This is a genomic window from Rhodopseudomonas sp. NSM, assembly GCF_052445935.1.
Classification (GTDB): Bacteria; Pseudomonadota; Alphaproteobacteria; order Rhizobiales; family Xanthobacteraceae; genus Rhodopseudomonas.
Genome location: NZ_JBQTCH010000003.1, coordinates 183,425 through 196,814 on the forward strand (window position 1 = coordinate 183,425; position 13,390 = coordinate 196,814).

General features: G+C 65.3%; 11 protein-coding genes. 7 read left to right on the forward strand and 4 right to left on the reverse strand.

The genetic code is table 11. The annotated features are described in order from the left end of the window. Positions 1-7: 7 nt before the first annotated feature. From bcsS to ACTZWT_RS09310, 3 genes are all read right to left on the reverse strand, one after another. Positions 8-619 carry a cellulose biosynthesis protein BcsS gene (gene bcsS / locus ACTZWT_RS09300; protein ID WP_444769392.1) on the reverse strand — a complete coding sequence of 204 codons (612 nt, stop codon included), beginning with the start codon at positions 617-619 and terminating at the stop codon, positions 8-10. Between the two features lie 473 nt (positions 620-1,092). Next, on the reverse strand, positions 1,093-1,332 hold the full coding sequence (locus ACTZWT_RS09305; RefSeq protein WP_444769393.1) for a hypothetical protein: 240 nt from the start codon (positions 1,330-1,332) through the stop codon (positions 1,093-1,095). A 172-nt stretch (positions 1,333-1,504) separates the two neighbouring features. Then, entirely contained in the window at positions 1,505-2,308 is an 804-nt protein-coding gene (locus tag ACTZWT_RS09310) for a DUF72 domain-containing protein (protein WP_444769394.1), read from the reverse strand. A gap of 280 nt (positions 2,309-2,588) precedes the next feature. Between ACTZWT_RS09310 and ACTZWT_RS09315 the strand changes: the two genes are divergently transcribed. From ACTZWT_RS09315 to ACTZWT_RS09330, 4 genes are all read left to right on the forward strand, one after another. Continuing rightward, entirely contained in the window at positions 2,589-3,722 is a 1,134-nt protein-coding gene (locus ACTZWT_RS09315; protein WP_444769395.1) for a glycosyltransferase, read from the forward strand. Positions 3,723-3,729: 7 nt separating this feature from the next. Beyond that, on the forward strand, positions 3,730-5,220 hold the full coding sequence (locus ACTZWT_RS09320; RefSeq protein ID WP_444769396.1) for a glycosyltransferase family 39 protein: 1,491 nt from the start codon (positions 3,730-3,732) through the stop codon (positions 5,218-5,220). Between the two features lie 138 nt (positions 5,221-5,358). Next, a complete protein-coding gene (locus ACTZWT_RS09325) occupies positions 5,359-6,576 on the forward strand; it encodes an NAD(P)/FAD-dependent oxidoreductase (protein WP_444769397.1) in 1,218 nt (405 codons plus the stop codon). Positions 6,577-6,806: 230 nt separating this feature from the next. Next, positions 6,807-9,125 carry a TonB-dependent receptor gene (locus tag ACTZWT_RS09330; protein WP_444769398.1) on the forward strand — a complete coding sequence of 773 codons (2,319 nt, stop codon included), beginning with the start codon at positions 6,807-6,809 and terminating at the stop codon, positions 9,123-9,125. Between the two features lie 432 nt (positions 9,126-9,557). Here the strand turns inward: ACTZWT_RS09330 and ACTZWT_RS09335 are convergent, their stop codons facing one another. Next, on the reverse strand, positions 9,558-10,451 hold the full coding sequence (locus ACTZWT_RS09335) for a sugar kinase (RefSeq protein ID WP_444769399.1): 894 nt from the start codon (positions 10,449-10,451) through the stop codon (positions 9,558-9,560). Positions 10,452-10,800: 349 nt separating this feature from the next. Between ACTZWT_RS09335 and ACTZWT_RS09340 the strand changes: the two genes are divergently transcribed. The 3 genes from ACTZWT_RS09340 to ACTZWT_RS09350 are packed head-to-tail and all read left to right on the forward strand — an operon-like array spanning position 10,801 to position 13,340. Beyond that, entirely contained in the window at positions 10,801-11,667 is an 867-nt protein-coding gene (locus ACTZWT_RS09340; RefSeq protein ID WP_444769885.1) for a VOC family protein, read from the forward strand. A gap of 27 nt (positions 11,668-11,694) precedes the next feature. Then, entirely contained in the window at positions 11,695-11,913 is a 219-nt protein-coding gene (locus ACTZWT_RS09345; RefSeq protein WP_444769400.1) for a hypothetical protein, read from the forward strand. Then, positions 11,910-13,340: a DUF1254 domain-containing protein gene (locus ACTZWT_RS09350; RefSeq protein ID WP_444769401.1), complete on the forward strand. Its 1,431-nt coding sequence runs from the start codon at positions 11,910-11,912 to the stop codon at positions 13,338-13,340. Before ACTZWT_RS09345 ends, ACTZWT_RS09350 begins: the two co-directional genes overlap by 4 nt. The last annotated feature ends 50 nt before the right edge of the window (positions 13,341-13,390 follow it).

A 13,390-nucleotide genomic window follows, 5' to 3' on the forward strand; every position in this document is an offset into this window, starting at 1 on the left:
TGCGACCTCAGGGGCGCAGTTGCGTCGCCAGCCGGCCGTAGCCGCCGTTCCGCCCGAAACTGTCGCTGACGAGTCCGATCGCCGCCGACCATTCGAAGGCACCGGCCTGCAGCCCGGTGAGGTGGATCCCGAGGCGGGTCTGCCGGCTGAACTCGTCGCGCGATCCGGAGAGTTCGGGGCCGACCCAGAAGGCGTCGATCAGCCGCCAGCCGGCGGCGGCGCGGAAGCCGTAACCGCCGGCGATGGTGGTGGCGTAGAACGCGGTCGCGAGCATCATGTCCGGCGTCGGCTGCGCCCATGTCTCCACGGCGATGCGCAAGCCGGCATGAGGGCCGCGCCATCTGGCCCCGCGTTTGTCGGGCGTGAAATTGTGGTTCTCGAAGTCGGGACCGGCGAACAGCCGTAGTTCGAATTCGCCGCGCTTGAAGCGCCAGCCGGGCATCAGCGCGGCGCGGTAGATGGCCGTGGTGTAGGTCCGGCTGGGAGTCCGGAAGCGCTCCAGCGCATTCGACATCGACAGCCGCAGAATGAAGCCGTCGTCGTTCAGCCCGTTGGCGGCCCAGTGCAGCCCGGCATAGCTGGACGAGCCGTTGCTCCACACATCGTAGCCGCCGAACATCAGGACCTGATCGGCGTTCGAACCGCCGCTGAGCGGATCGGCTGTCGCCAGCTCCGTTATGGCCGGGTCCGTCGTCGCCCGGTCTGTGGTTGGGAAGTCGGTCGTCGGAAGGCGTGCCGCAGACAAGTCTGGCGATGAAAGCAGCGTCGCGAGCTGATCGCTGTCCGATGGACCGAGCGGTCCTTGCTCATCCTGTGACTCGAAATCGTCTTGATCGAATTCGTCCGGCTCGAATGAATGGACGTCAAGAACCCGACTAATCTCGCTGCGGCTGTTATCGCTCGGGCCGAAATCGATCTGCGCAATCGCGCCGAGCGGCCCGGTCATCAGGACCGCGGCCACGCCAAACGCGCGCACCCAGCCAACGCAACGCACAGCCACTCATCCCGAACGCAATGACGCTAAAATATTCGGGGATTTAAGCAGCGTCTGGTTTGGTTGTCCAGAGACCGATGTGCAACCCGACGTCGGCCTCAGCGCTGGCCGGTCGCGATGGCGTGTTCCAGGGCGATCGCGATCTTCTTGTCGATATCGGCGATGCCGTCGACGTAAGCCTCCGACATCGACAGGCCTTCAGGCGAGGTCGGGTCGGAGCGGGCGATGGTCTCGAAATGATGGCGCAGCTTGTCCGGCGCGGGGTGGGCCTTGATAACGGCATTGGCGAAGTTGAGCAGCGCCTTGATCTGGCCGTTCATGAAGTCGAGTTTTTCCATCTGCCACCACCTGTTGTTTCGTTGGCGTGAATCCTATCAGCCGGTTGCCGCGTTGCGATTGATCCGGCGCAAGCGAGAGGCGAAGGCGACAGCATGCCACGGCAGGCGCTCGCTCGGCTGACGCTGCGTTGCTTCGTCGCGTGCGGCGGCGATCGCCACCCCGGCGCGAGCGCTAGCCGATCAGCTTGATCAGTTCCATTGCCGCCGCCGGCGCGCGCACCTTGCCTTCATGGATGACGTAGGCGAACACGTCACGCTTGTCCTTCTTCGCCTTGCCGTCGCCGACCTTCGGCAGATCGTCCGGCTCGCCGCCCGCGGCCCAGGTCTCGAACCGCTTCGCCCAAGCCTGGAGCGCCTTCGGCGGGTAGCCGGTCTTGATGTCGTCCTTGCCCTTCTGCAGCCGCGCGTAGACGAAGTCGCCGACGACGTCGGCGATCTCCGGATAGGTCGCGTGCTCGGAGTACACGACAGGGGTGTTGTGCTTTCGTAACAGGGCGATGAATTGCGGCGTGCAGAAGCTGTCGTGGCGCACCTCGACGACGTGGCGCAACGTTCGGCCGTCGATCTTGCGCGGCAGCAGTTCGAGAAACGCGCCGAAATCGGCTTCGTCGAATTTCTTGGTGGGCGCGAATTGCCACAGCACCGGGCCGAGCTTGTCGCCGAGTTCGAGCACGCCGGAATCGTAGAACCGCTTGACGCTGTCGCCGGCCTCGGCCAGCACCTTGCGGTTGGTCGCGTAGCGCGGCCCCTTCAGCGAGAAGACGAAGTCGTCCGGCACTTCGCTGGCCCATCTGCGGAAACTCTCCGGCTTCTGCGAGCCGTAAAAGGTGCCGTTGATCTCGATCGAGGTCAGCCTGGAGGCGGCGTATTCCAGTTCCTGCCGCTGCGGCAGCTTGTCCGGATAAAACACCCCGCGCCAGGGCTCATAAGTCCAGCCGCCGATGCCGATGCGGATGCTGCCCGCCCTGGTTTTCATGCCGGTCTCCTCTTGCGCGACGACAATGGCGCACCTATCTTGCTTACAACGGCGATGCCGATGCTGTTGGCTCACCAGCTACGCACAGGCCGCCGAACGACCACAGAATAGTAGGGAGCGCCGGATGTACGCGCACCTGTTGTTCGTGGTCGTTAACGTTTGGGTGTGTCCTGTGCGCCTCTCTGCGCGCCCTTTCCCACCCGTTTCCCGTCCTCTGCTACATATTTTGTAACGGAACGCGCCTTGGCAGCGTCCCCGGGCCTCGATATACGCTGGCGCCATGAATCAAGCCAGTCCAGCGGTCGCCGAGACGCGCGCGGAGCCGTCGCCCGCGCTTCAGTTGTCGGTGGTGGTCCCCACCTTCAACGAACGCGACAATGTCGAGCTGCTGTTCCACAAGCTGGAAGCCGCGCTCGCCGGCGTGGCGTGGGAAGTCATCTTCGTCGACGATAATTCACCGGACGGCACCTGGAACGTGGTGCGTGCGCTGGCGCTGCGCGAACCGCGGGTGCGCTGCATCCGGCGGATCGGGCGGCGCGGGCTCTCCGGCGCCTGCATCGAGGGCATCCTCGCCGCCAGCGCGCCGTTCGCGGCGGTGATGGACGCCGACCTGCAGCACGACGAGACCCAGCTCGCCAAGATGCTCGGCCTGCTCGAAAGCGGGTCGGCCGATCTCGTCGTCGGCAGCCGCTACGTCGCGGGCGGCAGCGCCGACAGCTTCGACCGGCAGCGCGCCGGCTTCAGTGCGCTGGCGACCGCGCTCGCGCGCAAGGTCCTCAAGGTCGAGATCGCCGACCCGATGAGCGGCTTCTTCATGATCCGGCGCGACCGCTTCGAGGAGCTTGCGCCGCAGCTCTCCACCCAGGGCTTCAAGATCCTGCTCGACGTCGTCGCCACCGGGCAGGGCCGTCTGCGCACCGTCGAGGTGCCCTTCAGCTTCGGGTCCCGGCTGCACGGCGAGAGCAAGCTCGACTCGATGGTGGCGCTGGATTTCCTCGGGCTGGTGCTGGCGAAATACAGCAACGACATCCTGTCGCTGCGCTTCATCCTGTTCGCGCTGGTCGGCTCGACCGGCGTCGTCGTGCACTTCCTCACGCTGTACGTGGTGCTGGTGGTGTTCGATCAGCCGTTCGCGGAAGCGCAGGCGGCGGCAGCGCTGGTGGCGATGACCAGCAACTTCATCCTCAACAATTTTCTGACCTATCGCGACCAGCGGCTGAGAGGATTTGCCATCCTGCGCGGCCTGCTGCTGTTCTATCTGGTCTGCGGCGTCGGTCTGATCGCCAATGTCGGCGTCGCCTTCGCGGTCTACAACGAGCACATCACCTGGTGGCTGGCGGGCGCCGCGGGCGCGGTGATGGGCGTGGTCTGGAACTACGCGATGTCGGGCCTGTTCGTCTGGCGCAAGCGTTGACGCGGTCATGACGACGGCGCAACGCTACGTTGGCGGCACCGCCCTGGCCGTCGTCGCGCTGGTGCTGCTGCGCCTCGTCGCCGCGGCGCTGACGCCGCTGACTTTCGACGAGGCGTATTACTGGACCTGGTCGCAGCATCTCGCCGCCTCGTATTTCGATCACCCGCCGATGGTGGCGTGGGTGATCCGGCTCGGCACGCTGATCGCCGGCGACACCGAATTCGGCGTACGGCTGATCTCGGTGCTGCTGGCGCTGCCGATGAGCTGGGCGACCTTTCGGTCGGCGGAATTGCTGTTCGGCGGCCAGCGCCTCGCCGCCAACGCGACGCTGCTGCTCAACGCCACCATGATGGTCTCGGTCGGCACCGTGATCGTCACGCCGGACGCGCCGCTGCTGGTGGCATCAAGCTTCGTGCTCTATGCGCTCGCGCAGGTGCTGTCGTCGGGCAAAGGCGTCTGGTGGCTCGCGGTCGGCGTCGCGGTCGGTGCCGGACTGCTGTCGAAATACACCGCCCTGTTCTTCGGCCCGGCGATCGTGATCTGGCTGCTGTGGGTGCCCAAACAGCGGCGCTGGCTGCTGACGCCGTGGCCCTATCTCGGCGCCGTGATCGCGTTCGCGATGTTCACGCCGGTGGTGCTGTGGAACGCCGAGCACCAGTGGATCTCGTTCGTCAAGCAGCTCGGCCGCGCCAGGGTCGACGGTTTCCATCCCGGCTATCTGCTCGAACTGGTCCCGACCCAGTTCCTGCTCGCGACGCCGCTGGTCTATATCCTCGGCCTGATGGGGCTCTACAGGCTGGCGCGGGGCGCCGGCGCGTCGGGCGCGCGCGTGCTGATCAACGCCATCGTCTGGACCATCGCGCTGTATTTCGCCTGGCAGGCGACCCATGACCGCGTCGAGGGTAACTGGCTCGGCGCATTGTATCCCGCCTTCGCGGTCGCCGCTGCGGTGGCCGCCACCCTGGTGGAGTGGGGCCCGCGGGCCCGGCGCGTCGCCGAAATGTGCCGGCGCTGGGCGACGCCGGTCGGCGTCCTGATGTTCGTGCTGCTGGTGGTCCAGGCCAACACCGGCGTGCTGACCGGCTACCGCCGCGATGCCAGCGTGCGCGCGGTCGGCGTCGGCTATCCCGAGATCGCTGCCGAGATCGCGGTGGTCCGCGAGCGCACCGGCGCGACCTGCGTGCTCGCCGACGATTACGGCAATACGGCGTGGCTGGCGTTCTATCTGCCGAAGAGCACCTGCGTCGCGCAGCGCAACGAACGCTATCGCTGGCTCGCGGCGCCGTCGCCGAGCGCGGCGCAGCTCGCGGGCCCGTTGCTGCTGGTCGGCGAGACCAACGCCGCCGCCCACCCGGCGTTGCGGGCGACGTTCAGCCGGATCGAAAAGGTCGGCGAAGTCGAACGCAAGCGGGGCCCGCTATTGATCGACACGCTGGAGCTCGACATTCTCGACGGCGCGAAGGGGCCGGTGCTCGACACCTCGCCGCCGGTCTACTGAAGCCCGGTCCGGCGCCGGCAAATTCGGGCACAACGGCGGCTCGGGCAGGCTGACCGGCCCGCGTCGTTGTGCTAGAGGCTGCAGATCCATCCCGCCAGGCGCGCGCCGCGCCGAATTCAAACGCCACGAGTCATCACGATGAACGAGACGGTCTTGATTGTTGGAGCCGGGCACGCCGGATTTCAGGTCGCCGTCTCGCTGCGCCAGGCCAAGTACACCGGTCGCATCGCGCTGATCAACGACGAGAAGCATCTGCCGTATCAGCGCCCGCCGCTGTCGAAGGCGTATCTCAAGAGCGGTGGCGACCCGAACTCGCTGATGTTTCGCCCCGAGAAGTTCTTCACCGACCAGACCATCGAACTGATCGACGGGCGCGCCGTCGCGATCGACCGCGACGCCAGGACGCTGCTGCTCGCCTCCGGCGACAAGATCGCCTACGGCCATCTGGTGCTCGCCACCGGCGCGCGTAACCGCCAGCTCGACGTGCCGAACGCCACGCTCGACGACGTGCTGTATCTGCGCACGCTCGACGAAAGCGAAGTAGTGCGGCAGCGGATGCCGGAGAAGAAGCAGGTGGTGGTGATCGGCGCCGGCTTCATCGGGCTGGAATTCGCCGCCACCGCGCGGGCCAAGGGCCTCGAAGTCGACGTCGTCGAACTGGCGCCGCGGGTGATGGCGCGCGCGGTGACGCCGGAAATCTCCAGTTATTTCCACGACCGCCACACCGCGTCGGGCATCCGCATCCACTACGGCGTGCGCGCCACCGAGATCGAAGGCGACAACGGCCGCGTCACCGGCGTGGCGCTGAGCGACGGCCGGACCCTGCCGGCCGATCTGATCGTGGTCGGCGTCGGCGTGATCCCGAATGTCGAGCTCGCGGCTGCGGCGGGGCTGCCCACCGCGGCCGGCATCATCGTCAACGAGCAGCTCCTCACCGAGGATCCAAACATCTCGGCGATCGGCGATTGCGCGCTGTTCAACAGCGTGCGGTTCGGCGAGGTGATGCGCGTCGAGTCGGTGCAGAACGCCACCGATCAGGCGCGCTGCGTCGCGGCGCGGCTCACCGGCGACGCCCGGACCTATGACGGCTATCCGTGGTTCTGGTCCGACCAGGGCGACGACAAGCTGCAGATCGCCGGTCTCACCGCCGGCTTCGATCAGGTCGTCGTCCGCGGCAGCGTCGCGGAGCGCTCGTTCTCGGCGTTCTGCTACAAGGACGGCCAACTGATCGGCGTCGAATCCGTCAACCGCGCCGCCGACCACGTGTTCGGCCGCAAGATCCTGCCGCTCGGCAAGTCGATCACGCCGGAGCAGGCGGCGGATGTGACGTTCGACCTGAAGAAGGCGATGGCGTAAGTCGTCCAGGCTCCTTCGACGGCGCGGCTTCTATCGCCGCCGATGCGTGCGACAAGCTCACCGATCGATGCCCGGTCCCACTTAGAACCGTTCGAACAAATAGCCTTTGAAAGAGCGCGCGTCGCTTCCAACGACCCGCTGCTCGGTGGGAGTAGACGCATTCTATTCGGTGCCATATTGCTCCGGTCGCGCCCCTTATCTAGTCATTGACGACGATATCGGGGGACACCATGAGCATCACCAACCATCGACGCTACGCACTTCTCGGCGCAGCGACCACCGTTGCATCACTCTGGTTGTGCGGCGTCCCCTCTTATAGCCAAGCGCAAACGTCGCCATCGACCGCGCTGCCGCCGATTTCGGTCGACCCGCCTCGACAGCGCGAACGCGCGACGACGGTTCGGACGCGGTCGGCGCCAAAGCGGGCCGGCCGCGTCGTGCCACGGCAATCCGCCGAACGGCCTCCGGCGCCCAGGCAGACGGCCACGGTCGGGACCACACGGACGATTGGTGATCCGCCCCCTGCCTACGCCGGCGGGCAGGTGGCGACCGGCGGCAGGGTTGGTATGCTGGGCAATCTCGCATACGCCAATTCCCCGTTCAGCGGCGTCTCGTACACGTCCGAACTGATCAGGAACCAGCAGGCGACCAGCGTCGGCGACGTGCTGCTCAACGATCCGACGGTGCGGGTTGCGCAGGGGTTCGGCAACTTCGCCGAGCTCTACATCATCCGCGGCTTTCCGCTTTACGGCGACGATCTTTCCCTCAACGGCCTGTACGGCATCGTGCCCCGCCAGTTTGTTGCGGCGCCATTGGTCGAACGGGTCGAGATTCTGCGCGGCGTCAGTGCCTTCGTCAACGGAGCCGCCCCCGGCAACAGCGGCGTCGGCGGCTCGGTCAATCTCGTGCCGAAGCGGGCCCCGCTGAACGATCTGAACAGCCTTACCGTGGGATATGAGAGCTCGGGTCAGGTTCTCAGCACCGTCGACGTGGCGCGCCGGTTTGGCGACTTCAAGGAATGGGGCGTCCGTGTCGGTGCGACCGGGCGAACGGGAGAGACGTCGGTCGACGGTCAAGATCGAAAGCTCGGGGCCGCGTCCCTCGACGTCGACTACAACGGCGAGAACGCGCGTTTCAGTGCCGATCTCGGCTATCAGGATCATCGGCTCGACAGCCCGCGGCCGCAGATCGGACTTGCAGGAGCGCCGCCCAGTCCGCCGAAGGCCGACCAGAACTATGCCCAGCCGTGGACATACGCGCAGGATCGCAATCTGTTCTTCGTCACGCGCGGCGAGGTCGACCTGACCGATTCTGTCACGGCATGGGCTTCGGGTGGCTTTCGGTTCGGCGACGAAGACAATGTCCTCGCCAGTCCGACGGCGACGTCGACCGGGGCCCTGAGCGCCTATCGGTTCGACAACGCTCGAAAGGACACGGCCTTCTCGGGCGACGCCGGCGTGCGGGCCACCTTCGATACCGGCCCGGTGGGCCATCGTGTGGTCGTGTCGGGCTCCGGAACCTCGCTCGATTCCAAGAACGCGTATGCGTTCTCCAGTTTTGCGGGCTTCGCCGCGGGCACGCTCTACAATCCCGTCGGTGTCGCGCCTCCCGCGGCGAACTACTTTCTGGGCGGCGTTCTCGCCGATCCTTTGACGACGGAGAAGACGCGCACGTCGAGTTTCGCCGTCGCCGACACGCTGGCGTTTCTGAACGAGAGCGTGCTGTTGACGCTCGGCGGTCGCTATCAGAAAGTCACCCAGGACTCGTTCGACTACAACACCGGAGCGCTCGGATCGGCTGCCGAAGGTTCGGCGGTCACGCCGGTGGTCGGGCTGGTGGTGAAGCCCCTCCGTGGGGTGTCGCTTTTCGCCAACTATGCGGAGGCGCTTCAGCGTGGCGGAATTGCACCGGCGACCAGCGGCGGGCAGGTCATTCTGAATGCGGGGGAGACGCTGAGCCCCTATATCAGCACGCAGTACGAGGTCGGGGCCAAGTTCGACGGCGGCAATTTCGGCGCGACGCTCAGTCTGTTCTCGATCACCCAACAGCAGGCGATCGTCGTAAACCAGATCTACCAGGCAGCCGGCGAGCAACGGAATCGGGGCGTCGAACTGTCCTTCTACGGCGAGCCGGTGAAAGGACTGAGGCTTCTCGGCGGTGTCACCGGCATCGATCCCAAGCTGCAGAACACGCAGGATGGACTCTACAACGGCAACTACGCTGTCGGCGTGCCGCGGTTTCAAGGCAATTTGGGCGCGGAATGGGATCTGCCCTTCATCCCCGGCATGACGGTCGACGGCCGGCTGATCCACACCGGCAAACAATACACCGACACGGCGAACATCTATCAGGTCGACGGCTGGACGCGTTTGGATCTGGGTTTGCGCTACGCCACGGCCTGGGACAAGACGCGCGTCACCTATCGTTTCCGCGTGCTCAATGTGGCCAACGAATCCTATTGGGCCTCGGTGGGCGGGTATCCGGGCGCGAACTACCTGGTCCAGGGGGCTCCTCGAACGTACCTGGCCAATGTGAGCGTGGATTTCTGAGCGGCCTCCACGCGCCGGCCCCGGCTAGAGCCGTTCTGTCTCCGATGGAATCAGCATTGGCGTTCAGGGATACTCGCCGCAGGCATCGCCTCATGATGAGGAGGCGCGAAGCGCAGTCTCGAACCATGCGCCGCCGGCCATCATGCGTCGCCCCATCCTTCGAGACGCCCGGCTTCGCCCGGCTCCTCAGAGCCTGACTCAAAATGAAAGCAACAAGATCAGGCACTAAAGTTCGTCATTGCGAGGAGCGAAGCGACGAAGCAATCCAGAAGCCCCATACTCGGCGCTGGATTGCTTCGCTTCGCTCGCAATGACGGGGATAGGGCGTTGATTTCGCTACCTGCATTTCCAGTCAGGCTCTCAGGATGAGGGGCAGTGCATCTGGCAAGGGCCAATTCGCTTCGATCAATCGATGAAACGCTCTACTCTAGGTCACGCCGTCACCCCGAATTCCCGCTGCACCGCTTCGATGTCGGCGATGGTCGGCAGGCCGGCCTCGTTGCCGAGCCGCTGGATCTTGTAGGTGGAGGCGGCGCGGGCGAATTCGAAGTGCTGCTGCCAGCTCTTCTCCGGGCTGTTGAGATACGAGAACACATAGGCGCCGTGAAACACGTCGCCGGCGCCGTTGGTGTCGAGCACGCGGTCGCGCGGGATCGACAGCGCCGGCAGGGTGCGCACCGTGCCGGTCTCGTCGTACCAGATCAGGCCGCGCTCGCCTTGCGTGACGCCGCCGACCCGGCAGCCGCGCGACTTGAGGTAGTCGAGCATCTTCTCCGGCGTCATGTCCATCTGCTCGCACAGCCGCTCGGCGACGATCGCGACGTCGATGAATTCCAGCAGCTCATGGGTGTTGGTGCGCAGGCCGCCGCCGTCGAGCGAGGTCAGGATGCCGCTCTCGCGGCACAGCCTGGCATAGTGGATCGCCGCGTCGGGCTGATGGCCGTCGACATGCAGCGCGCGGCAATTGCCGAGGTTGAGCAGCGGAAACGGATGGATGTGCTCGTCGTCGCGGCAGCGCACGATCGCGCGCTTGCCGTCCTTCGGCATGATGAAGGACAGCGACGAGGAGGCGACCTTGCGGGGATGGATCTCGATGCCGTATTTCGCGCTCATGTCCTGAAACATCCGCCCGAGCCAGTCGTTGGCGATGGTGGCGATCAGGTCGGGCACGATTCCGAGCTTGGCGCAGCAGAACGCCGCGGTCACCGCGTTGCCGCCGAACGACACCGCGTAGTCGGACGCCACGTGTTTCTCGTCGCCGGTCGGCATGTGGTCGGTGATGAAGGTGACGTCGATATAGGTCTGTCCGATAAAGAGTGCGTGCATGAGCGTCCTGTACTGCGAGCCTGACCCGGCTGGATACAATAGCACTGCTTATCGCAGGGCATTCGCTAAAATAATCCGCAACAATGGAGGGGGTTGGACAGGCTTTTCGCCAAAAATCCGGTCACAATAAGGGGCGCTCTGCCTTGTTCCGGTCAGAGCGCCGCAGGGAGGACGGGCGTGCGTTGCGCCGGCCATGCCGAACGGCCGCAGAATCTGCATTGGGCTTTCGGGCAGAAACCGGGATTGCCCCGCGGCAATACCAGGTTTTCGATCGCGTTTTTGAACATATGATCGGTCGAGGGTCGTTTCCATGAACGTCAAAGAACACAGCGCCGAGGCAACGCCGATCATGACCCATGCAGCGCTGGAGGAACGTTCGGCGATCACCGGCATCGATCACCTGGTCGTTCTGGTCGGTGATCTGCCGGCGGCGATCGCGACGTATCAGACCCTGCTGGCGCGGGCGCCCGCCTGGCACGGCGCCGGCGACGGCTCGGAAAACGTCCTGTTCACGCTGGACAACATGTCGCTCGAGCTGATGGCTCCGGCCGGCTCCGGCGGCAATGCCGATCGCATCCGCACTGTCATCAAGCTGCAGGGTGAAGGGCTGGCGAGCCTCTGCTTTCGCGTCTCCGATATCGGCCGGATGCACCGCCGGCTCGATCGTCTCGCGATGCAGCCGGATCCGGTCGCCTCGGTCGAGGGGCGCGATACGCAGACCGGCGCGACCCTGAGGTGGAAGCGCACCCGCGCCGCCACCAGCCTGACCCGCGGCGTGCGGTTGTTCTTCCTCGAACTCGATGCCGAGCGCCCGCGCTCCGAAGCGTCCGGGCCGGCGCCTGTCAACGGCCTCGACCATCTCGTCGTCTCGACCTCCGACCCCGAGCGCGCGGCGGCGCTGTACGGGTCGAGGCTCGGGCTCGACATGGCGCTCGACCGGACGCGGCAGGAATTGCGCCGGCTGATGTTCTTCCGCTGCGGGGACGTGAATGTCGAAGTCGTGCACCGGCCCGTCGCCGGCTCCGATGCCGAGCACGACAAATTGTGGGGCATCAGCTGGCGCGTCGACGATCTCGACGCCGCCCGCGCGCGCCTGATCGACGCCGGCCTCACCGTGACCGAGCCGCGCGCCGGCCGCCGCCCGGGCACGCGTGTCGTCACGGTGCGCAGCGGCACCTGCCGGATTCCCACGCTGCTGGTCCAGCCGCCGAAGTAATCTCGCCTGACCCTGTCGGGCGACGACATGATCTCGGTCAAGGACGGTCTTGCTCAAGATGGCGGGCCAGCCGGTCGGCTGCCGCAGGGCGCCCCGCGTCGCACAATCGATAAACCGATCGCGACTGAACAATTTGCAACAGACATCTCGGGGTCGAGTCCGCAAGATGCGCACCGCCGAGGACTATCCGATCTGATACTTCTGCATTTCCTGTTTTTGATTTTGGCGTGGAAGGTGTTGATATGAGTTTGTCCAGGAGATTTCTCGCGCTGGCCGGCGGTGTGGCGGCTTGCGTTGCGATGGCACTGCCGGCGAAGGCGCAGTCGATAGCGCCCGCCGAAGCCCGGCAGATCGCGACCGACGCTTACGTCTATGGCTATTCGCTCATCACCACCGAGGTCACTCGTGTTCAGATGAGCAACGTCGCCAAAGTGGAGGGCTTCAACAGCCCGACCGGGCAGTTCGTCAACGTGCCTCGCTATCCTCCCGCCGATTATCGCGGCGTCTCCGCGCCGAATGCCGACACACTGTATTCGGTGACGTGGCTCGATCTCAGCGAACCGCAGGTGTTCAGCCATCCGGATATGGGCAGCCGCTTCTATTTGTTCGAGGTCACCGATCTGTGGATGTCGGACTCCGAATCGTCGCCGAGCAAGCGGACGGCCGATGGAAAGGCCGCCGACTATCTGTTCACCGGCCCGGGCTGGAAAGGCGAAGTGCCGCCGGGCATGACGCGTTTTCCGGTGGCGACGCGTTACATGGTCATCCTTGGCCGCACCTACGCCGATGGAACGGAGGCGGACTACAAGACCGTCAACGCGCTGCAGGCACAGTACAGGATCACGCCGCTCTCCGCCTGGGGCAAGCCCTATACGCCCGTGGCACCCCCGGTGAACCCAAATCCCGGGTTCAGCATGACCGACAAGCCGCAGGCCGTCATCCTTGCGATGGGGACGGAGGGCTACTTCAACCTGATGGCGAAGCTGATGGGCGAAGCTGCCCCGCCGGCATCCGGCGACGCTCCGATCATCGCGCAAATGGCGAAGCTGGGTATCGTTCCCGGCCAGCCGTTCGAGATGGCGAAGCTCGACCCGGCCGTGCAGGCGGCGATCAAGGACATCCCGCAGACCGCCTTGAAGACGATCGAGGCCAACAAGGACCGTATGGGCGAAGTCGTCAACGGCTGGGTGATTTCGAAAGGGCTCGGGACCTACGGTCCGGCGGACTATCTCAAACGCGCCACGGTCGCGGCGTTCGGTTGGCCGGCCAATCAGGAACGTGATGCGATCTATCCCTATACGGAAGTCGACTCGACCGGACAGAAGCTGAGCGGCGCGAACAAATACACATTGACCTTCGCCAAGGACGCGGCGCCGCCGGTCAACGGCTTCTGGTCGATCACAATGTACATGGTCGACGGAGGCTGGTGGTTCGTGCCCAACGCACTCGACAAATTCACGGTCAGCCCGCGCGACAATCCGAGTCCCAATGCGGACGGATCGCTGACGCTCTACTTCCAGCACGAGTCACCCGGAGCGGACAAGGAAGCCAACTGGCTGCCGGCCCCGAAGGGCGACTTCCTGCCGATGATGCGGATGTACTGGCCGAAGGAAACGTCGCCTTCCATCATCGATGGCTCCTGGAAACCTCCGGCGGTCGTCAAGGCGAACTGACGATCCGTCGAGATTCTGATCGGATCGGCGACGCGTTCTGCAGATTGCCG